This window comes from Acinetobacter sp. CWB-B33 (assembly GCF_039655955.1).
Taxonomy (GTDB): Bacteria; Pseudomonadota; Gammaproteobacteria; order Pseudomonadales; family Moraxellaceae; genus Acinetobacter; species Acinetobacter bouvetii.
Window position 1 is genome coordinate 487,682 of the sequence record NZ_JAGFEU010000001.1, and the last position, 22,836, is coordinate 510,517.

Genomic DNA, 22,836 nt, shown 5'->3' on the forward strand with positions numbered 1-22,836 from the left:
ATAATAAACAATCGGTTGTGCCTAATACGTCCCTATTATCCCTATTTACAGTGATAGCAATCATTTTTATCGAATGATTTAATTGCCCGGTTAATCAAATCAATAAATTTATCTCTTATTTGTTAAATATTTTTAAATTTTCAATTCAAAGCTAGCAGTATGTATTTGATCGATTCTTGCAATGAGTAATATCAGGCAAAGCAATCATTTCATCAATATCTCGATAGTTAAGCATTGAAAATATTATTTTGGAGAAAATAATGAATCATGTTTACCGCATTATATGGAATGAAACTCTTGGGGCATGGGTTGCTGTTGCTGAGAATGTAAAAAGAAAAGGGAAAAGATCAACAGCTAAAACAGCTTTACAGTCAGCATTTTTGTTAGCACTGCCCGTAATAGGGGTTAATGCTTATGCGTATGATGCAGTTAAAACATGCAAACCAACTTCAAATACCGCAATAAATTGTACAGACAGCAATAATTTTACACAGACAACCACGCTTGGTGCAGGTTCCTACAGTAACAGTGATAATAAAGCGATAGGTGCGAAAGCGAAAGCTGAAGATGGTAAAAATGGCAGAACGGGTGTGCTGTTTGTACCTCCAACTTCAGGTAAGCCTGGAGGGGATACTGGATTAACTTATGTTGCCGATGGTGGTGCCAGTATTGATGTACAAACTGGTGTTGTAGTAATGAAATTTAAAGCGACATCAGGCAGTGATACGTATATAAAAACAATTACTTTAACGCCAAAAGATAAACAGAAACTGACAGAATATACTGTTGTTGAAAGTACCCAGAAAAATTCAGATCCATCCGTCAATACGCCTGCCAGAACTGTGACTGCAACTGTTGCCTATGACCCATCTGATGAGGAAAAGTTTATAGTTAAGATTCCATCTTATGATTTAACAATGAATTTCTCACCAACAACAAAAGCTGAGGCTGCGAGTCCTGCTGCAATAAATGACAGTCTTAATGTCATTGTGAAAGGACAGGGGAAAAACCAGACAACAGTCAAAAATCATAATGGAATTGCGATTCAGGCTGTCAATGAGGGCGGTAAAGGCGGTAAGGGTGGATCATATTATTTAGGTGGAAAAGGTAAAGCTGGCGGTGCAGGTGGTGATGCTTCTGATGCTGTGCTTAATGTTTCAAATTTAAAAATTGAGACCACAGGTGAGTCGATTGGGCTATATGCAGTTTCCAGAGGAGGAACTGGTGGCGATGGCGGCGGATCATATGCTGCTGCAAATGCGCAGGGTGGAAATGGCAATCCAGGCGGTGAAGCAGGAAAGGCAGTTATTCAAACGGATAGCCTGGAAATTATTACTCATGGCAAAAATTCTGTAGGAGTTTTGGCTGTGAGTGAAGGAGGTCGTGGCGGAGATGCTGGTGGCTCAGTCGGTATTGTTTCACATCAAGGAAAGGGAAGCAGTGCAGGAAAAGCAGGATCAGTTGAAATCTCAACTGATAAAAATACGACTATCGTTTCTAATGGTGATGAATCTACAGGAATTTTAGGGCAGTCAATCGGCGGTTCAGGTGGTAATAGTGGTTATGCTGTAGGTATTGCTGCGTTGGGAGGTTCCGGTGGTTCTGGTGGTGATGCGGATAAAGTAACAATTAATAATAAATCCAGTATTACGATGAAGGGCAAGAATGAGTCTTCAGCAATTATTGCTCAGTCATTAGGTGGTGGTGGTGGTAGTGGTAAGTTTGGTGCTGGTCTGGTCACTTTAGCAGCAGAAGGGAATGTTGGTGGCTATGGTGGAAAAGTTGTTGTGGATAATCAAGCCAGTCAGTTGATTACAAAGGGTTCATTTTCGTATGGAATCCTGGCTCAATCTATTGGTGGAGGTGGTGGTAATGGTGGTACAGCAATTGGTCTAGCAGCAATAGGCGCAGAAGGTGGGGAAGGTAACAAAGCGGATGCAGTAGAGGTCACCCAATCTGGAAATATCACTACAGGTTCTAAGGAGGCAACCAATTCATCTGCAATCCTTGCTCAGTCTATTGGTGGTGGTGGTGGTAATGGCAGTACGTCAGTGGGGGCAGGTCCAGTTTCATTAGCTATCGGTGGTAAAGGCGGTAAAGGTGGAGCTGCCGGTGCAGTAACTGTAGATATGCAGAGCGGCAAACTGATTACATCTGGTACAGATTCTTCAGGGATTCGTGCTCAGTCCATTGGTGGCGGTGGTGGTAATGGCGGGGTGGCTGTATCAGCTGGTGCAGGAGTTGGTATAACGGCAAACATTGCTTTGGGGGGGAATGGTGCTGAGGGTGGTGTTGGTGGAGCAGTTAATGTAAAAGCACAGTCTGGGGCGATTGAAACATCGGGTGATTTATCAACAGGTGTTCTAGCTCAGTCGATAGGTGGCGGTGGTGGTAACGGTGGGATTACAGTTGCTGCAAGTGCAAGTTCGAGCTTAATCAGCGCAAATGTAGCTCTTGGTGGAGCAGGTGGCAAAGGCGGTAAAGCTTCGACTGTTGAGGTTGATAATGCGGCATTAATTACAACAACAGGAAATTCATCAACAGGAATTCTCGCACAATCTGTTGGTGGCGGTGGTGGTAATGGTGGTATTGCTGTAAGCGGAAGCATAGGTCCTTCTGTGTTGAATGCCAATATCGCTTTAGGTGGCAAAGGTGGGGCAGGTGGTCAGGCAGATACTGTAAAAATCATAAATAAAGCTCAAATTGTCACATCGGGAAGCAGTTCATCAGCAATCGTCAGTCAGTCGATTGGTGGTGCTGGGGGGAATGCTGGCGGTGCAGTCGCTGCTTCACTGGGCAGTGCAAATGCAGTAAATCTGGCCATTGGCGGTAAAGGTGGTGCAGGCGGAAAAGCAGGTGTTGCCAAAGTAGAAAATGATGCTGATTACATTGAAACCAATGGTGATAACTCATCAGCGATTGTTGCACAGTCGATTGGCGGTGATGGCGGTAATGGCGGCTTTGCCGGTGCTGCCGATATCATGGGCGGAAATTCAATTGGTCTAAGTTTTGGCGGTGCAGGCTCAGCAGGCGCTGAAGCAAATAATGCGATAGTGAACAGTACGGGTGAAATTGCAACCAGAGGCAATAACTCCTCTGCAATTGTTGCCCAGTCTATTGGCGGAACTGGCGGTAATGGCGGTCTGGCACTTGCTGTAAAGGCTGGAGGCAATGGTGTATTTGCCGCAAACGTGGCTCTAGGCGGTGCAGGCGGTGCAGGCGGTCAATCCAAAGATGTTTCAGTTACGGCAAATAAGTCAAAAAATTCAGTGCTAAATACAATCACTCTGTCAACGGAAGGGAATAATGCGATTGGCATATTGGCGCAATCGATTGGCGGCTCAGGCGGTAATGGCGGGTTTTCTGTAGCAGGAACGGCTTTGACAGGCGGTGGATATTCAGCTGGAGTGGCTTTAGGTGGTGGTGGCAGCACAGGGGGGACGTCTCAGAGTGTAGTTATTGAAACTGATCATAATATTGCCACAAACGGTGATGCCTCTACAGCCATTGTGGCTCAATCCATTGGCGGTGACGGTGGTAATGGTGGATTTGCTATCAGTGCAGGATTGGATGTCAAAGCGGCTTCAGCAAATGTAAGTCTCGGTGGCGGTGCAGGTGCTGGAGGAACTTCTGGTTCTGTTAATGTAGATTCATATGGTTCAATGATAACCAAAGGCTCAGGTTCAGCAGGAATTATTGCGCAGTCTTTGGGTGGTGACGGCGGTAATGGCGGTTTTGCTGTGTCTGGCGGGGCTGCAATTGGTGGAACAGTGAGTGTTGGATTAGGTGGTTCTGGCGCTAAAGGTGGTAAGGCTAGTGCAGTCAGTGTAAAGGCTGGCACAAAGAAGAATGAGCAAATCACTAAAACTTCTGGTGAAAGCTCAACGGGAATACTTGCTCAGTCACTTGGCGGCTCTGGCGGCAATGGCGGTTTTTCAGTAGCTGCGGGTGCCAGTGCTAATTTATATCCGAGCGCCAGTGTAGGCGTCAGTCTGGGCGGAAAAGGTGGCAATGGTGGAACTGCTGGTTCTGTCACATTAGTTTCAAGCAATACAGTGATTACAGAAGGGAATCTTTCATCCGGTTTACAGGCACAGTCTATTGGTGGAGGTGGCGGTAATGGCGGCTTTTCAGTTGCAGGTTCCGCAGCATTGTCTTTAGAAGGTGCGGCGGGAGCAATTTCAGTCGCATTGGGTGGCGGGTCTGGTAAAGGCGGAAACTCAGGCAATGTAAAACTGAACAGTGATGGTGATATTGAAACTTCTGGTAATTCATCTCATGGTGTCGTTGCCCAGTCAATTGGCGGTGATGGAGGCACGGGCGGTTTTGCAGCAGGTTTAAGCCTGTCGGCTTCGCTCGAAGGCGCTCCTGCATTTTCAAGTGCTGTAACTGTTGGTGGCAATGGCGGAACGGGCGGTAAATCAGGTGAGGTCAAAGTCACTGTAGATAATGATATTGCCACGCATGGCAATAATTCATCCGGTATTATTGCGCAATCGATTGGCGGCTCTGGTGGCGATGGCGGTTTTTCAACGTCGGTTTCTCTGGCGCTCAGTGCTAAGCAAGCTATCAGCTTAGGAGCAAGCGTCGGCGGTAATGGCGGTGATGCGAACACAGCAAATACAGTGTCTGTGAATAACTCCGGAAGTATTGAAACTACTGGAAACTCGTCCTCAGCGATATTGGCTCAATCCATCAATGGCAGCGGCGGTAACGGAGGATTTGCTGCAAATCTGAGCGGAGCTTTTGCGCAGGAACTGGCTTTAAGCGCTTCAGTTTCTGTTGGCGGCAAGGGCGGAAATGCTGCCGGCTATAATGCTTCAACTAAAAAGAACTCAACTGCCCCGGTCAATAATGTTTCAGTTCGCAATATCGCTTCCATTGATGCAAATACTCCTGTATTAGACCAGGTACAATCAATTGCGACCGCAGGTTCGTATTCCAACGGCATTCTGGCTCAATCCATTGGCGGTAATGGCGGTAATGGCGGGTTATCAATTGCGGGTAGTATTGCAGGTTCATTAGACAGCACCGCAGCTGGAGTCAGTGTGAGTGTCGGCGGTCAAGGCGGTAATGGCGGACGCGCTGGAAACGTTGGAGTTGTAAATAAAAATTATGTCATTGCAACTGAAGGCGTAGGCTCCAGCGCGATTGTGGGTCAATCCATTGGCGGTGAGGGCGGCAATGGCGGCTTGTCAGTTGCAGCCAGCATTGCGGTCAATGCAAAAGCAGGCACAGGCAAGGCTTTGGCATTATCGGCAAGTGTTGGCGGCTTTGGAGGAAATGGCAATACTGCGGGTGAAGTCAGCATCGATTCTGATAACAGCCATATTTTAGCGGAAAGTAAACCAGATCAGCCCATTTATACAATCCTCACGGAAGGTTCTGATTCACAAGGTATACTGGCGCAATCCATTGGCGGCGGCGGCGGCAACGGTGGACTTTCCGGAAGCTTTGCTTTAAGTATTTCAAAAGACAATTCGGCACCGGCAGCATCAGTATCGATTGGCGGTTGGGGCGGCGACGGCAACACATCTGATACTGTTACGGTACATTCAATAGATAATATTGCCACATTCGGAAATGGATCGTCAGGCATCGCAGCCCAATCCATTGCGGGCGCTGGCGGTAATGGCGGATTTGGGCTATCGGTTGCGGCAAGTTCAAATTTGTCCGAAGATAAAAAGGCTCTAAGTGCATCAGTTGCTGTCGGTGGATTTGGTGGCAATGGTGATGCAGCTGGCAAGGCTAATGTCGATTCTGAAGGATTGATTAATACTTTTGGAAACTACAGTAATGGCGTATTAGCCCAATCCATCGGCGGCGGCGGCGGTAATGGTGGTATGGCAATGACAGTTGATGCATCACTGGCCAAAAACAGCATGGGCTTATCTGCAAGTGTTGGTGGCTGGGGCGGTACAGGTGGTACAGGAGGCGCTGTTGATGTTAAGCGTCTTGGTGATATTGCTACAGATGGCGCGCGCGCAGCGGGAATTTTAGCGCAATCGATTGGCGGTGGCGGCGGTAACGGCGGCAACAGTTATAGTGGTTCTGTATACATTGATAGTCCTAAAAATACGGATAAGGCGACCAATATAACCGCCTCAGTCGGCGGCTTTGGCGGCAGTGGCAATACAGCAGATATTGTGACAATCAACAGCATCGGTAATATCTTTACTTCGGGTATGTTATCCAGTGCTATTCAGGTCCAATCCATTGGCGGTGGGGGGGGTAACGGCGGCAATGCTAGCACCATGACTTTAAAACTTCAGTGTGGTGATTTGTGTAAGGACAGTTCATCGAGCAATACAGGTAACTCTAATAGCGGCAATACAGGTACATCAGGCGGCAGCAGTACTTCGGGTTCAAATTCTACTGCAGCCTCAACCGCGAAATCAGATACCAATATTTCTTTCAGTGTTGGTGGTTGGGGGGGGATCGGAAATGATGCCGATGATGTCAATGTCACCAGTTCAGGCATACTGGCAACCTCAGGTCGTGGTTCACACGGTATTTATGCTCAGTCCATCGGCGGTGGTGGTGGCGATGGTGGAGCTTCAATCGTTGAATCCAAGGTTTTTAACCTTACGAAGGATGGAACTAACCTATTAAATCCTTCAGATATTCAGTTAAACAATAATAAGTTGACCTTTGCCTTAGGTGTAGGCGGTTATAAAGGTGCGGCTGGTCAGTCTGGCGAGGTTCATGTTGAGCAAGCTGGGGTTATTGTGACCGAAGGTGATAATGCCAAAGGTATTTTTGCACAGGCGATTGGCGGTGGTGGTGGTAATGGTGGTGATACTGAAGGTGCTACAGTCGGTGTTGGCGGCGGTGCTTTACAAGAAGAATTAGCTGTAGGTTTGAGCGAGTTGGCAGGTGTATTTGGCCAAACATGGGATACCAGCAGCTTAGATGGTTCGGCTGGCGATGCTGGCTTAGTTAGTGTGATCACGAAGCAAACGCAGTTGGCTGGTGATATTCAAAACATCATTTATACCAAAGGCAATCGTGCAGATGCGATCTTTGCGCAGTCAGTGGGTGGCGGTGGTGGTGTAGGCGGTACAGCTTCAGCAAAACTGGCAATTGGTGGCGATGGTGGGACAGCGGGTAATGGCGGTAGAGTTATCGTAGCAAACGCATTATCCTTATTTACTGACGGGCTTTTCTCACGGGGTATTTTTGCTCAGTCAATCGGTGGCGGTGGCGGTACGGGTGGAGATGTTGAAAACAAAGCCACGGTCGGCATTGGTGGTTCTGGTAAAAATGCAGGCAATGCTGATACTGTAACTGTTGACAATGATGCAGGTATTCTGACCAAAGGTGATGGTTCTCAGGGGATTCTCGCGCAGTCCATTGGCGGTGGCGGTGGTACGGGCGGTTCTGTTGAGCAGGCAACCATAGCAATTGGTGGTGGTACTTTAGCGAATGTCCTGGATGAAATCAGTGATGCAAAAGTAAAAGGTATACCTGTATTTACCACGGCGACCGGTGGTGATGGTCAGGTTGTGACTGTCACTAACAGTGCCACTGGCACGATTGAGACACAGGGTGAACGTGCTGCTGCGATTCAGGCACAATCCATTGGTGGGGGCGGTGGTGTTGGTGGTAATGCATCAGGCTCAGTTTCAGTCGGAGGATTTGGTTCGGCAGCTGGTAATGGTCAGAATGTGATTCTGGGCAATGAAGGTATTTTACGGACCTTTGGTAAAAACTCATCGGCAATCGTAGCACAGTCCATCGGCGGTGGCGGTGGTGATGGTGGTTCCAGTGACGGTGGTGTGGATACTAAAGACAACACAACCAAAGAAGCGTTTATTTCTGTGGGTGGCAATGGTGCACATGCAGGTAATGCCGGGCAGGTTACGGTCACTAACTCATCAGAGTTGATTTATACAGAAGCAGAAAACTCCAAGGGAATACTGGTTCAATCTATTGGCGGCGGTGGCGGTCAGGGTGGTTCAAGCTATGGTATTGACATAGCAGGTACTATTGGTGGAGCAGCAAATACGGTCAAGGAAAAACTGGGATCCATTGGTTTAGGCACTGGAGCAACAGCCAGTGTTATTTCCGCCATGACATCTGTCAGTGGTCTGGTCAGCACAGCTCAAGGCGTAATTTCTGCTCCATTGCAGGATTATTTTAATTCGATGAAAAATGCCATCGCAGGCGGAAATGCATCGGGCGTAACTGTTAAAAATACAGGAAAAGACGGGTTGATTATCACTAAGCACAATGGTGCAGATGCCATTGTTGCTCAGTCGATTGGCGGCGGTGGTGGTACATCGGGCAGTGCTTCAGGCATATTGATTGCAGGTGCAGCAACAGGTGCAGCAGGTAATGCAGGAACTGTTGGTGTTGAAAATCTAGGCGAGCTGTATACACTAGGCCAGCATGCAGCAGCAATTGTGGCGCAGTCGATCGGCGGCGGCGGCGGCTTAAGCAGCGGTTTGGATCAAACAGCAGTTTATGCTCAGCTTGGCGCTTCAAATGCTTCTGGTCTTGGTGATGCAGTCACTGTAACGAATGCTGGATTAATCTCGACAACAGGCCGTTTATCTCAAGGTATTATTGCTCAGTCTATCTCTGGCGGTGGCGGTTCAATTGGCTTGAGTGAGCAATTATCATTTGGTGGAACCAATACGGCGCAAAGCAATGCCTCAAATGTGACAGTTCATAACTCAGGTTATATTGAAACTGCAACGGATGGCTCATCTGCAATTATTGCGCAATCGATCGGCGGCGGCGGCGGTCTTGCTGCAGGTACGCAAAATGTACTGCAATCTGGGGCGGCTTCTGGCAATAGCGGAAATGTTTCCATTAACAATGTTGCAGCAGTAGGCGCTCAAACTGCTGGAATATACACCGCGGGTAATTTTGCACACGGTATTATGGCGCAGTCTATTGCAGGCGGCGGCGGTTATGCCAATCAGCTTGATGCTAATGGAAATGTCACAGGATTCTTTGCATTAAATGCAGGCGGTACAGGTATTGCAGGCAATGTAGATGTTGAACAGCTTGGAAATATTACAACGCAGGGTGAAGGCTCATATAGCATCTTTGCTCAAAGTTTGGGTTCTACCAACGGCAATATTAATATTAACGTTGGACAAGACAGTGTCTTGATTGGCGGTGAATCATCTGGTGCGGCAATTGGTTTATTTGATGGTCATACAAATACAGTGACCAATGCTGGTTACTTAACAGCACAAGGAGAAACTACAGGTTCCTATCTAGATGCAAATCGACAATTGGTTGAAAGCGGATGGTTAGACGGTAACGTGATTAATGCTGGTACAGGTAATGATGCCATTGTAAACAACGGCTTTATGACAGGTTCAATCTGGCTGGATGCAGGACAAAATAGCTTGACCAATTCGCTGAATGCATGGCTTGTTGCAGGTAAAATGATCCAGATGAATCTAGCTGGCGCATCGACTTTAGGTGAAGCTGTTAACTCTGGAAATTGGGCTGTAGGTGGTGTTAATCAAGTCGGCGCGACATATTTAGCGGGTAATTTTACTCAGGATAAGACTGGCGTGATGTATTGGGACTATGATTTAGATCGTTCATCTGTTCAGCCATCTGCTGTTCCAGTATTGCGCAGTCTAATGAGCACAGCTTCAACTTCTAGTCTTGGCGCATCGGATATTATGACTGTAACAGGCACTGCAACTTTAGGCGGTTCAGTCTCAGTGAATTTGCTGAACCCGAATCAAGTGACGCCAGGAACATTTGATCAAACGATTGTAAATGCTCAGAACGTTGTGGATACAGGGTTTACAGTGAATGCTGTTCCATCGGCAGTGGCCTTATTTAATAAAGTGGTGACCAATAATTCTTCCGCGATCCGTGCAAATATTGACTTTGCGCGAACTGAATTGAGTAAAAATGGGCAGAACTTGGGGCAAGCCATTAATGCAATTCAGTTAGATCAGACCAGTCCTGCATTTGGACCGGTTGCGGCTGCATTATTGTACCGTTCCGATATTGCGGCTTTGCAAACCGCTTATGATTCGATTAGCGGTGAAGGGAATGCTGCAATTTTACAAACAGCGTTTAATCATACTCAAGGTGTGATGAATGACATCTCTGTTCAATCAGACTATTGGCGTTCTCGTTCAAATTATGCGAAGAATAATAATGTCTATACAGTAATTTGTGACCAATCGACTGCAGACGGTGAGCAATGCATAGATGACAGCCAGTGGCGTGTTTGGATTAGTGGACAAAACGGAAAGCATACAATTAATAATGACACACGTTCAGGAACAGCAGATTATTCGGCTGACAGTTATAGAACGGTTGCAGGTTTAGATTATGCGATCAATAAAAACACTTTATTGGGTTTTGCCTTTGGTTCTTCAAAAACACAGTTTGATGTTGCTGACCGCGAAACCAGCGGTCTCGTAGAAAGCAATAGTTTGGCATTCTACGGCAGTAAAGATTTTGACAAGATGTATTTGAAAGGTGCTTTAAGCTATGACTGGCTTGATGCAGAGACCAGACGATTTGCATTTGTTGAAGGTTCAACTGCTCCTATTGTTCCAGTAGCAGGTGTTGCCAATAATTTACAGGCTGAATTTGACGGAAAAACGTTTAACGGACGCCTGGAAGCTGGCTATAGAGCCAATTGGAAAAAGCTGAATATTACGCCATTTGCAGGTGTTCAGCTTTCATTCGCTAAGATTGATGCGGCCACTGAAACAGCAGCTGAAACGGATGATTTACTGGCATTGGCTTATAGCAAAAATGATGCTTATTCTGCCCCTGTATTTGTTGGCGCGCAGTTGGATACGATGTTCATGTTTAGCGAAGGCAGTATTCAGCCATATGCAAAACTGAGTTTTGCGCATGATTTCTCGACAAAGCGGGCAATGGAAGCCAGTTTTGTCTCTGCGCCAGGATATAAATTTGAAGTGCAAGGAGCCGTGCCAGATGCAAATACCATGGATGTCAATCTAGGTTTTAAAATGACGTCGATTACCAACTTAGCATTTTATGGCCAATTTAACGGGCAATATTCAGAAAATGGCGCAAAAAATGAAGGTGGAACTTTAGGGTTGGAAGTGCATTGGTAAGCTAAGAAGATAGAAAACAATTCCAAGAACAGGCACTCAGGTGCCTGTTTTTTTATAGATTCTGTAAAGCTTAAAAGCGCTTCGGCTACATTACAGTAATGGATCAGTGGGAGCTGGAATTGGCTTTGCTGCATCCAGAATCTGAAGCTAATGTTTACCTAAATATTCGATATGAAATAAGAAGTTTTGATATAAGGTCTGTCTGATTCAGCGGAATTATTGAGTCAAACAATACATGCATAGATTTCATGTAGTTGATTTTGAACGTGCCTTGCACTAAGTTTACCGGCTGGCAAGCACTGTTTCACAAGGCAATGAGATAGCCGGTGTTCGGCTATCTTTTGCTTTTTAAACGGCTTTTATATTAAATAGCGGTTAGCTGGCATTTAAATGTGTACAGTGAAGTTTTTTAAAACCCAGCTATAAAAATACAATCAATAAAACCACACCCAATATCACTCGATACCAAGCAAATACTCTTAAGGTATGTTTTTCGACAAATTTAACCAAGGCTTTTACGACAAGCAAGGCCGCAATAAAGGCTGCGGCAAAACCGGCCGCAATATTCATCATATTGTCCGAGGATAAGACACTTGCATTTCGGATGAGGTCATAGGTGGCTGCGCCCAGCATAGTCGGCATGGCCAGAAAAAAAGAAAATTCTGTAGCCGCTTTGCGCGATAAACCGGAAAGCATGCCGCCAATAATGGTTGCGCCTGAACGGGAAGTGCCTGGAATCATGGCCAGGCATTGGGCAAAGCCGACAAGGAGGGCTTGCTTGAACGTAATGTCCGTGGCTTCAACGGTTTTAGGTTTAAATTCTTTGGCTTCGACTGCAAAAATAATCAGTCCGCCTATGATAAGCGCACAAGCGACGACCAGCGGGCTAAATAAAACCTGCTTAATAAAATCGACAGCGAAGATCCCAATGACCACAGCAGGAAGAAAGGCCAAAAAGACATTAACGGCAAAGCGTCTGGCATGCATATCGCCAGAGAAAAAGCCTTTAAGCAGATCTACAATTTTTTGCCGATATAGCCAGCACACGGCAAGAATGGCGCCCAGCTGAATAATCACTTCGAAAGCGCGTCCAGAATCCGATTGAAAATCGATAAGGTGGCCAAAGAGGATCAGATGCCCTGTACTCGAAATGGGCAAGAATTCGGTTAAACCTTCAATAAGCCCTAAGAACAAGGCTTTCAGCAGTTCAAGATGGTCCATAAATAAAAGAATGAAATGATTAAAAATTGGCATCTTTTTTAAGGCATTTTGCATGTTTTATAAATAGGGATAAGACAAATTTTTACGCAAAGTGCTTTATTTTTGATTTTAAGGCTTCGGATGCCGGTCATTTTCGCAAGCAGTGCACTTAGGTCTGAACGGCCTTTATCTGCAGCAATGTAGCTTTATGCAATAGAAGGGAAAGAAGCCATCTTGCGCCAAAGCTCAATGAATCTCTGTTGCGCATCCTCTGTGAATTTATGAGTGATTAAATTTAAACAAGAAAAATGCTAAATCTTTAATTTGTAATTAGATATACGAAATTAGCAAATAGCTGTGTCGCAAAATGCTAAGCCGGTGTCGTGATATGTAAAGTGGTCTGTCTTCTGAGTGATGTAGTTTTGCTGAATAGCTTATTGGCACTGAATAAAAATCAGCAGGGACAGAAGATGACTTTAAATCAAGCAGTACGGTTCAATGAAGCAGGCGCGCCAGATGTGATGTATCTTGAAGATATTGAAGTCGGTGAACCGGCAGCGGGGCAGGTTCGCGTACGCCATGTTGCGGTTGGGCTGAATTATGCAGATACCTATTTCCGTGACGGCACTTACAAGATTGCGCTGCCGAATGGCATGGGGGTAGAAGCTTCGGGAGTGGTCGATGCCGTTGGTGAAGGCGTCAGCAATGTTCAAGTCGGCGACCGTGTCACCTATACGGGTTTTATCAATACGCTTGGCGCATACAGTACAGCAAGATTGGTTGATGCCAATGTACTCATCAAATTGCCGGAAGGCATTTCCTGTGAAACTGCTGCAGCGATGACCATGCGCGGTTTAACTTCAGCTTATTTGATGCGCCGCATTTATGATTTTAAAAAGGGCGACACGATTTTATTGCATGCCGCGGCTGGCGGTGTCGGGCTGATTGTTTCTCAATGGGCAAAACTGCTGGGATTAACCGTCATTGGCACCACGTCTTCTGAAGAAAAAGCCGCGATTGCCCGCGCTCATGGCTGTGATCATGTGATTAATTACAGTCATGAAAATGTGGCTGAACGCGTACGTGAATTGACGAATGGTGTCGGTGTCAATGTGGTGTTTGACAGTGTCGGCAAAGATACCTTTATGTCTTCACTTGACTCTCTTAAACGCCGCGGCTTATTGGTTTGCGTAGGTACAGCCTCTGGGCCAATCCCGGATTTCAATCCGGTTTTGCTGGCCATAAAAGGGTCACTCTTTATTACCCGTCCTGCCTTAGCAGACTACATTGCAGACCCTGCAGAAAAACAGGCACTGGCTGATGAGATATTCGGCCATGTCAGCAGCGGGCGCATCAAGATTGAAATTAATCAGCGTTATGCACTCAAAGATGCAGTTCAGGCACACCGTGATTTAGAAGCGCGTAAAACGACAGGATCATCAATTTTTGTAATTTGAAAAGGATTTTCATATGCAGGTTGAAAAATTAAGCTGCCATATTGGGGCAGAAATAAGCGGTATAAATTTAGCAGATGCGATTCATGATGATGATTTATTTGCAGAAATCCGCAGTAATTTATTGCAGCACCGTGTTGTGTTTTTAAGAGACCAGCATATTACACGTGCAGAACATGTGGCATTTGCGGAACGTTTTGGACAACTGGAAGACCATCCCGCTGTAGGCAGCCATCCGGAACATCCGGGGCTGGTGCAGATTTATAAAAGCCCGGATAGCCCAATCGACCGTTATGAGAATGCCTGGCATAGCGATGCGAGCTGGCGCAAAGTCCCGCCGATGGGGTGTGTCTTGCGCTGTATTGAATGCCCAACTGTCGGCGGCGATACCATGTGGACCAATATGGTGATGGCATATGAAAACTTGCCTGAGCATATTAAAGAAAAAATTGCTGACCTGCGCGCTTATCACAGCATTGAAGCAAGTTTTGGCGCAGCCATGCCTATTGAAAAGCGTCTGGCTTTAAAAGCGCAATTTCCCGATGCAGAACACCGGGTTGTTCGCACTCATCCGGAAACAGGCGAGAAAATTCTGTATGTAAATGCCTTTACCACACATCTGAGTAATTTTCATACCAAAGAACATGTGCGCTATGGGCAGGATGCAAATCCCGGCGCATCGGAACTGCTGCGCTATTTGATTACTCAGGCCTATATCCCGGAGTATCAGGTGCGCTGGCGCTGGAAGCCGAACAGTATTGCCATTTGGGACAACCGCAGCACGCAGCATTATGCCGTAATGGACTATCCGGCATGCCACCGCAAAATGGAGCGTGCCGGCATTATCGGCGATGCGACGTACTAAGTTTGCAATAACTCACATTTATTAATTTCACAATTGAAAAAAACATTAGGAGCTGCATATGCAATTCTTTGACGATTCTTTGCACCCGGAAAATATGGAAAAAGTGGTGATTACGGTTGCGCCATATGGCCCGGAATGGATGCCACAGGATTTTCCTGAAGATATTCCTGTCACAATGGAAGAGCAGATTCAAAAAGCCGTGGAATGCTATGAAGCTGGGGCTTCTGTGCTGCATTTGCATGTGCGCGAACTGGATGGCAAAGGTTCAAAACGCTTATCAAAATTTAATGAGCTGATTGCAGGCGTGCGTAAAGCTGTACCTGACATGATTATTCAGGTGGGCGGTTCAATTTCTTTTGCGCCTGAAAGTGACGGTGAAGCTGCACTTTGGCTAAGCGATGACACCCGTCATAAATTGGCGGAACTTGATCCAAAACCTGACCAAGTGACTGTTGCCGTCAATACCACGCAAATGAATATTATGGAACTTCTGTATCCTGAGTATTTAAAAGGGACGTCTTTAGAGCATCCAGCAATTCAGGCCGCTTATGCAGAAATGACGGTGCCGGCTGGCCCTGAATGGTTAATTGAACATCTTAAGCGCTTAGCTGCAAATGGCATTCAGCCGCATTTCCAGCTGACGGGCATGCATGGCCTGGAAACCTTGGAGCGCCTGGTGCGCAAAGGCTTATATAAAGGCCCAATGAATATTACTTGGATTGGTATTGGCGGCGGTTTTGATGGCCCTAATCCGTTTAATTTCTTTAATTTTGTTCACCGTGTACCCGATGGCTGCACCTTGACCTCTGAATCGCTGCTAAAGAATGTTTTGCCGCTGAATACCATTTCAATGGCAATGGGACTGCATGCGCGTGTGGGGAATGAAGACACGATTATTGATCATAAAGGTGAGCGTTTTTCCTCTGTTGAGCAAATCAAGCAAACCGTCCGTATTGCCCATGAATTAGGCCGTGAAGTGGCCAATGGTCAAGAAGCCCGTGAAATTTACCGTATTGGTGTACAGTACGACAGTATTGAAGAAACATTGCTGGCCAATGGCATGGCGCCAAACCGTAAACCGGGCCAAAAGGGCGTACCGCAGCGCTAGTCAAACTGACTTAAGCAAGAAGGATTTTTGAACTTGAGTCAGCAAAGAACGGAAGAGTTAGGCTGCAGATGACTGCGTAATTCTTCCGCCGCTCAATCAAGAAGATAGAATAAAAATACAAGGAGGTTATATGGGTGCACATGAGTATTCTGCTCCTGCGACTGGCATAGATACATCTATCGGCATTCCCCGCCGTTATGCATGGATTGTTTTTGCGCTGACATTTGGCCTGTTGATTTCTGACTATATGTCCCGTCAGGTGCTGAATGCAGTCTTTCCATTGATCAAAAATGAGTGGGCGCTGACGGACAGCCAGCTGGGCTTACTCAGCGGCATTGTGGCCTTGATGGTGGGTTTGCTGACATTGCCTTTATCAATTTTGGCAGACCGCTTCGGCAAAGTAAAAAGCTTAACGCTGATGGCCGTGTTGTGGAGTTTAGCCACTTTAGGCTGTGCAATTGCAGAGAGCTATGAACATATGCTGTTTGCTCGTTTTTTAGTTGGTGTAGGTGAGGCGGCTTATGGCAGCGTGGGTATTGCCGTGGTGGTTGCAGTTTTCCCTCGGGATATGCGCGCAACATTAGCCAGCTCGTTTATGGCCGGCGGCGTGTTTGGCTCATTTTTAGGCATGGCGCTCGGCGGCGTGCTGGCTGAGCATTTGGGCTGGCGCTGGGCATTTGGAGGCATGGCAATATTTGGCCTGATACTGGCGCTTTTATATCCAATTTTAGTGAAAGAAAAGAAAATTGGTTCAACTCAGAAAATATTAAATGCAAAGCAAAAAAATCCATCGGCAGCCAATCCGCTCAGAACGATCTATTCAAGCCGGTCTGTGGTCGCAACTTATATCGCCAGCGGCTTGCAGCTGTTTGTTGGCGGTACGGTCATTGTTTGGTTCCCCAGCTATCTTAACCGCTATTACGGAATGGCGACAGACAAAGCGGGTGTCATGGCGGCAGTCATTATCTTAAGCAGTGCAGTAGGCACTATTTTGTGCGGCATGTTATGTGACCGTTTGGGTAAAGACCGTCCGGATCGCAAGGTCACACTGGCGATTGCATATTGCCTGCTTGGATGCCTGTTATTGATGATTGCATTTGCTATGCCGGCGGGCCATGCGCAATTAATCATGATTGCTATAGGCATGTTTATCGTCCTTGGCACGAATGGCCCTTCAAGCGCAATGGTTGCGAATTTGACGCATAATTCGGTGCACAGTACGGCATTTGCGACCTTAACATTGGCGAATAACTTCTTAGGTTTGGCTTTGGGGCCTTTAGTGGTGGGCAAACTGTCAGATGCTATTGGTTTGCACAATGCATTTCAAATCATGCCTGCGATGAGTATTGTGGCGGCGGCGGTATTCTTTTACGCCAAACGCCATTATTTACGTGATGTGGCGCGCTTTCATCTTCAAGTTGCTGCAGAGCAGCATGCATTTCCGAATCAGCCGGCTAAAACAGGTGACCAATGATGCAAGCCAAGATTAGTGTTGAAGTTTTTTTTGATTTTATCTGTCCTTGGTGCCTGATTGGAAAGCGTCAGCTGCATGCTGCGATTGAGAAATTGAAGCAAACCCATCCGCAGATACAAGTGGCGATAAAATGGCGCGGCGTTCAGCTGCTGCCGTCCATCCCTGTGGATGGCATACCGTTTAAAGCATTTTATTTGCAGCGCTTAGGTACGACCACAGCAGTGAGAATGCGGCAGGAGCAAGTGCGCCAGGCGGCTAAAGCGGTCGGTGTGGACATCGACTTTGAACGGATTCCGCGCATGCCGAATACAGCAAAGGCGCATAGCTTGCTCAGCAATGCACTTCAGTTGGCTGCTCCTAGCCAATACGACCTTCTGCTTGAAGGAATCTTTTCCGCTTATTTTCATCATTCTGAAAACATCTCAGATCCTGCCGTATTGCAGAAAATCGCAACGTATTGCGGTTATGCGGAAGCGCCGATTAAAGCGCTTTTGGATGAGCCGAATACCCCGTTTATTTCTGTAAATACCGGTGGAAAGGGCGTTCCTTATTTTGTGTTTGACGGGGCATTTGCTCTGGCTGGCGCACAGCCTGCGGAGATGCTCTATCAGGCCCTGCTTGAAGCATTTGAGGCGCAAGGAGCTGAAGTATGAAGAGCCGTTTTGAAGTGCCCCAAGGGAAAATCCCTGCATCAGGCGGCCGGACTTTTTTGCAAATCGGTGAGCAATCGATTGCGCTCTTTAATGTAGAAAATCAACTGTATGCGATTAATGACAGCTGTCCTCATCAGGGCGCATCGCTATTTAGCGGAAAATTGCATGGCTGCATGATTCAGTGCTGTGCCCATGGCCTGCGATTTAATCTGGCGGATGGCTGCATGGTGAATTCCACGCTGCTGAAAGTGGCCACATATGCGGTAGAACAGGCGGGTGAGCAGGTTTGCATTGTGCTGGATTCTGGAGCGAAGCATGAATAATTCTAAGCAGATTGAATTAAACGCATCCTTGGCTTTAGGCCAGCGTATTCGTGAACTCGCTCCCGGTTTTTCAGTCAGCCTGGTGGTTGCAGCGGCAGCGACTTTTCTTTCAGAACATTATACCGCACCGGTGATGCTGTTCGCACTGCTGCTCGGGATGGGATTAAGCTTTTTAGCCACGGACGGGCCGTGTAAAGCGGGTATTGAGTTTACCGCCCGTACCGTTATGCGCATTGGCATTGCCTTTTTGGGGATGCGGATTACTTTAGAGCAAATTACCGCTTTAGGCTGGCAGCCGATTGTTTTAGTTATCACACTCATTATCGTGACCATTTCTGTCTCTGTGATTGTAGCAAAACTGATGGGTTTTCAGCGTTTATTTGGCATGTTGACGGGCGGCGCAACAGCAATTTGCGGCGCTTCAGCGGCATTAGCCTTGTCAGTGGCTTTACCCAATCACCCGCAAAAAGAAAAAGCCACATTATTTACCGTGATTGGCGTATCCGCACTGTCAACTTTAGCGATGATTATTTACCCGATGATTGCGAAATGGCTGGAGCTGTCGCCGCAAGCCGCCGGTATCTTTTTAGGCGCCACCATTCATGATGTGGCGCAGGTTGTCGGCGCAGGCTACAGTATGTCTACGGAAACAGGGGACACGGCCACTGTTGTCAAGCTGATGCGTGTCGCGATGCTGTTGCCGGTCATTGTTTGCGCTGCCATGATCACCCGGATGCAGGGGGTGGAAAGCACCGGAAAACGTCCGCCGCTGCTGCCGTGGTTTGCAGTCGGTTTTTTATTGCTGGCCTGTATTAACAGCACAGGCTGGGTGCCGGTCATGGTGCAAGGCGGCATCAATGAATTATCACGCTGGTGTTTAGTAATTTCCATCAGTGCATTAGGGATGAAAACTCAATTGAAAGAGCTGGCGACTGTAGGCATAAAACCCATTCTCTTGATGTTGGGCGAAAGTGTTTTTCTAGTTTGTCTGGTATTAGCAGTGATGCATTGGCTATTTTAAAAATGCTCGATTTCATTTTTTAGATTTATTTAGCCAAAAGGCCTTTGTTGAACAAAGGCCTTTTATTTTACAGGATAGTCAACGCTGTTCATGATGTCCAAGATGCTTATTGTTTTTGCGTACAATTCATTTCAGGCATCAAGATGCTTGTTGCCGCCAAGCCGTTGGAGAAATCCCAAACTGGCTGATAAACCAGCGGGTAAATGAGCTTGGCATAGAATAGCCTAAAATGTCTGAGACTTGTCCCAAAGAGTAGTTCATATTTTGCAGATAACGGAAGACTAAAGCCCGACGCACATCGTTGGTTAAAATACTAAAACTGGTTTGAGACGCTTCTAATCTGCGCTGTAATGTTCGGACATTGATTCCATGTAAATGTGCTACTTGATCAATCGTGGCACGCCCCATTGGCAGCAATAAATAGATACTTTTACGGATATCAAAAATGATGGAAGATTCATTTTCATTTTGCAGCAGATCAATCTCAAGATAGCGCTTCGCATGATCTGCCATGGCTGTATTGGCTTGTGGGTTGGCTTTATCCAGTTCGGCCGTGGTGCAGACTATGCCATTAAATTCGCTGCCGAACTCTAAAGCACAACCAAAAACACGCTGGTGAATAGCCAAATTTTGTGGTGCGCTATGGGTGAAATGTACACCCAGAGGACGCCACTTTTGCGAAAGCAACATGGCACAAAAACGATGGGTAACGCCCAAAGCCAATTCAATCGCTTGGCGGCTGTACTCGGTCGATGCGCCAACAACCTCCAAATGGATAATCACGGTATTCCCAGCTTCTTCGATATACATTTCAAGCGCATTGTTAATGAAGTTTCTATACATAACAATGGTTTGTAGTGCGTCACGTAAAGTGTGCTGATAACTTAAGAGCAGACTCAATTCACCAAAGTCGGCAATCTGACGCTGTTCCGCCATAAGCAGCCCGAATACTTCGCAGCCGCTTATTTCAGCAGATTGTTCTAACAGTGCGATGGCTTTGTCGACAGGGATACGTTGTTTTGGGTCATTGAGCTGCGCAGGATTAAGTCCTGCATTAGAAAGCAAATAATAAGGATTGAAGTTGAATTGTTGGCTAACATTCAAATAGTTTTTGAGCACAGCTGTATGGGCAAGTGGAATCACTTTAAGCTCCCTATTTTTACTTCAGTCGTCCTGACTGAACTTATTTTTAAGCAATATCCAGTACTATAAAAGTATCAGTTTCCGCACTTAAATGGTGCGGTTTTTTGATTTAAATAGGCTTTATTTTATCAAGAAACCGTGCAGATTGAAAAATGACTAATTCCTATATCAAATAAGAATTAGCCTTTAAAAAATGCAGTGACTTGAGTCTCAAACGAGAGTATTTTTCAAAAATTTACTTGGGTGAGCAAGGTGGCCAATCAGGGGTGATAAAAATCTGAATACGATGTTTCATTTGAGATGTTCAGTATTCTCTACCACTTAGAAACGATAGCCAACCCCGACATAAGTCACTAATGGGTCGAGATCAATCTTGGTGGTGGACTTGATTAATTGCCGGCCTGTAGACGTGTCGGTGACCGTCACAGTTGCGACATTATTAAAGTTAGGCATATAGCTGAGTGAACCTGTACTAAACCAACGGTCGGTAAAGTCATAGGTAAAGCCTGCCGTCAGCACAGGTGCTAAGGCATCACTGGTTTTGACTTTTACTTCAGGAGTTGCGGTAGAGCTGCCTTTGCCCCCATGCAGTGCTTCGCCTGCACGGCCATTCAAAATATTATCAATCATGTAGCCCGCTTGAATTAAGTCTTCTTCTACACCGCTATTGAGTTTTAATTTATTGAAATGACCATATGTAACACCTGCACCAACAAATGGGCGGAACTTATTCTTACCCGAAGTGCCGAAGTGGTATTTTGCTGTGACTGCTGGTGTCCACGCAGTGACTTCAGCAACTTTACCATGCGCACCAAGGTCTGTAATTAAGGTGTTTTTAATCAGTTCTAAACCATTTAAATAAGTAGGTGCACCAACTCCTGGCGTATTGGCTGTAGATACAGCAACGGCTCTGATTTCTCCCACACCCTTAATATCAACTTTAGGTGGAATACCACCGATCAACTCTAAGGAAACATTATCGTTCACAAAATAACTCAGGGTTAACCCCAAGGTATCAGTATCTTCAACTTCCATACCTCCGGAGCTGGTGTAATCTGAAATACCTGAGATATTAGATTTCGCACCTTTCAGTAGAGTAGCCGGAACTTTAAAATCTGGATTAGACTGACCTTGCTTCAGAATACTTTTCATCGAAAGTCCTTCAAATCCTCCTTTGTCTACTATTTTTTGTGCATTTGTTTCATAATTAACAACGTCTGTAGCCCATAATGATCCGACCCCATAACTGCCGCCTTCTTCAACGTTAGTGGTAACATGGGTGGAGTTGGCTTTCCCCTGAGGCATGACATGCATCCAGCCTGCACTGACTGCCCAGCGTTTAAAGTTTGTAGAATCCGCATAAGCAAAATTTACTGACAATAGGCATGCAAAAGGCACGACTATTTTACAGATTTGACTCATTTTAATTTCCTTTTCATTTGCTATTTTTTTTTATGGTTTCAGCGGATCCTTACTGAAACGCAAGCGTATTATTGAGTCAGTTATTTTTTTAAGCAATCGGCAAAAATTGAGGAAAAACATGAAATATGTTGCATAAATCAAACTAAAAATTTAATTAATATTATTAAAATCAGATATTTGAAATGTTTGTGGTGAGTGTTTGAAAATGTTGTAGATTTGATGATTTGTCATCAAATGAAAAGCAAATGTCGCCCTATGTATATCGAATTGGCAACCATCCCTCTATGTTGGATACAACAATGCGCCGCATTGATCAAAAAGCATCAGGCTTAAATAGGTGTATCCATGGAAAAAATATTTACACAGGCAACGGTCCTCATTATTCCGGGTTTGCGCGATCATGTTGCTGCACACTGGCAAACATTGCTTGAGTCGAAACTCGTAAAAGTTCACGCCGTCCCGCCAGCAGAAACGGACAAATTGAATTGCGCAAACCGCGTTGCGCGCATTGAAGCAGAGCTGAAAAAAATTGAAGGGCCGGTGATTTTGGTGGCGCATAGCGCAGGTGTGTTGATGACTGTGCATTGGGCTGCGTTGCATCAGCATGATATTCAAGGGGCATTGCTGGTTACACCACCGGACTTGGCGGAAAGCTGGCCTGAGCATTATCCAAGTCCTGAAATTCTTAGAAGTGAAGGATGGAGTCCCTTACCGACCCAAAAACTGCCATTTCCAAGCATTGTGGTGGCGAGTACCAATGATCATTTAGCGCAATATCAAGCCGTTGAAGCGATGGCTGAGACGTGGGGCAGTCAGTTGGTCAATGCCGGTGCTGTAGGGCATTTGAACCCAGCTGCGGGGTTTGGCGATTGGCCTCAGGCGGAACAGTTGATTTTGCAGTTGGATGCTTTGGAAATAGAGCATGTTTCATAGTTGAGATAGAGTTTTCATCTTGGAATTTCTATCTCAAAAAATCAATCCACGCAAATGACCTAAAGACCAATTTGAACATTTTAAAACAGTTAATTTAAGTCCTGAGCCAAAGGATGGCTTTACAGAATAATTAGAGATGTGGAGAGAAAATGTTGAATTTAA

General features: G+C 46.0%; 12 protein-coding genes. 9 read left to right on the forward strand and 3 right to left on the reverse strand.

Annotated elements, in window-relative coordinates:
- Positions 1 to 260: 260 nt before the first annotated feature.
- On the forward strand, positions 261 to 11,078 hold the full coding sequence (locus JZ784_RS02375) for an ESPR-type extended signal peptide-containing protein (protein WP_346313658.1): 10,818 nt from the start codon (positions 261 to 263) through the stop codon (positions 11,076 to 11,078).
- A gap of 420 nt (positions 11,079 to 11,498) precedes the next feature.
- Here JZ784_RS02375 and JZ784_RS02380 read toward each other — a convergent pair whose 3' ends face one another.
- On the reverse strand, positions 11,499 to 12,299 hold the full coding sequence (locus tag JZ784_RS02380) for an undecaprenyl-diphosphate phosphatase (protein WP_346313659.1): 801 nt from the start codon (positions 12,297 to 12,299) through the stop codon (positions 11,499 to 11,501).
- Between the two features lie 449 nt (positions 12,300 to 12,748).
- On the opposite strand from JZ784_RS02380, the gene JZ784_RS02385 reads away from it, so the two are divergent.
- The 7 genes from JZ784_RS02385 (at position 12,749) to JZ784_RS02415 (ending at position 19,176) form a co-directional block, all read left to right on the forward strand.
- A complete protein-coding gene (locus JZ784_RS02385; RefSeq protein ID WP_346313660.1) occupies positions 12,749 to 13,735 on the forward strand; it encodes a quinone oxidoreductase in 987 nt (328 codons plus the stop codon).
- Positions 13,736 to 13,748: 13 nt separating this feature from the next.
- On the forward strand, positions 13,749 to 14,597 hold the full coding sequence (locus tag JZ784_RS02390) for a TauD/TfdA family dioxygenase (RefSeq protein ID WP_005011126.1): 849 nt from the start codon (positions 13,749 to 13,751) through the stop codon (positions 14,595 to 14,597).
- Positions 14,598 to 14,655: 58 nt separating this feature from the next.
- Positions 14,656 to 15,705 (forward strand): 3-keto-5-aminohexanoate cleavage protein, encoded by a 1,050-nt coding sequence (locus JZ784_RS02395; protein WP_346313661.1) that lies wholly within the window; start codon positions 14,656 to 14,658, stop codon positions 15,703 to 15,705.
- Positions 15,706 to 15,835: 130 nt separating this feature from the next.
- Complete coding sequence (locus JZ784_RS02400; RefSeq protein ID WP_130144880.1) at positions 15,836 to 17,179, forward strand: MFS transporter; 1,344 nt, start codon at positions 15,836 to 15,838, stop codon at positions 17,177 to 17,179.
- The gene (locus JZ784_RS02405) at positions 17,176 to 17,832 is read left to right on the forward strand and encodes a DsbA family oxidoreductase (protein ID WP_265465323.1); all 657 of its coding nucleotides are present in this window, start codon (positions 17,176 to 17,178) and stop codon (positions 17,830 to 17,832) included. The genes JZ784_RS02400 and JZ784_RS02405 overlap by 4 nt, the downstream gene beginning before the upstream one ends.
- Complete coding sequence (locus JZ784_RS02410; RefSeq protein ID WP_265465326.1) at positions 17,829 to 18,155, forward strand: Rieske 2Fe-2S domain-containing protein; 327 nt, start codon at positions 17,829 to 17,831, stop codon at positions 18,153 to 18,155. The genes JZ784_RS02405 and JZ784_RS02410 overlap by 4 nt, the downstream gene beginning before the upstream one ends.
- A complete protein-coding gene (locus JZ784_RS02415; RefSeq protein ID WP_346313662.1) occupies positions 18,148 to 19,176 on the forward strand; it encodes a putative sulfate exporter family transporter in 1,029 nt (342 codons plus the stop codon). Before JZ784_RS02410 ends, JZ784_RS02415 begins: the two co-directional genes overlap by 8 nt.
- Positions 19,177 to 19,314: 138 nt before the next feature.
- Here the strand turns inward: JZ784_RS02415 and JZ784_RS02420 are convergent, their stop codons facing one another.
- A complete protein-coding gene (locus JZ784_RS02420; protein WP_346313663.1) occupies positions 19,315 to 20,319 on the reverse strand; it encodes an AraC family transcriptional regulator in 1,005 nt (334 codons plus the stop codon).
- Between the two features lie 321 nt (positions 20,320 to 20,640).
- Positions 20,641 to 21,471 carry an OmpW family outer membrane protein gene (locus tag JZ784_RS02425; RefSeq protein WP_346313664.1) on the reverse strand — a complete coding sequence of 277 codons (831 nt, stop codon included), beginning with the start codon at positions 21,469 to 21,471 and terminating at the stop codon, positions 20,641 to 20,643.
- Positions 21,472 to 22,086: 615 nt separating this feature from the next.
- On the opposite strand from JZ784_RS02425, the gene JZ784_RS02430 reads away from it, so the two are divergent.
- Complete coding sequence (locus JZ784_RS02430; RefSeq protein ID WP_346313665.1) at positions 22,087 to 22,674, forward strand: alpha/beta hydrolase; 588 nt, start codon at positions 22,087 to 22,089, stop codon at positions 22,672 to 22,674.
- Positions 22,675 to 22,836 lie beyond the last annotated feature (162 nt).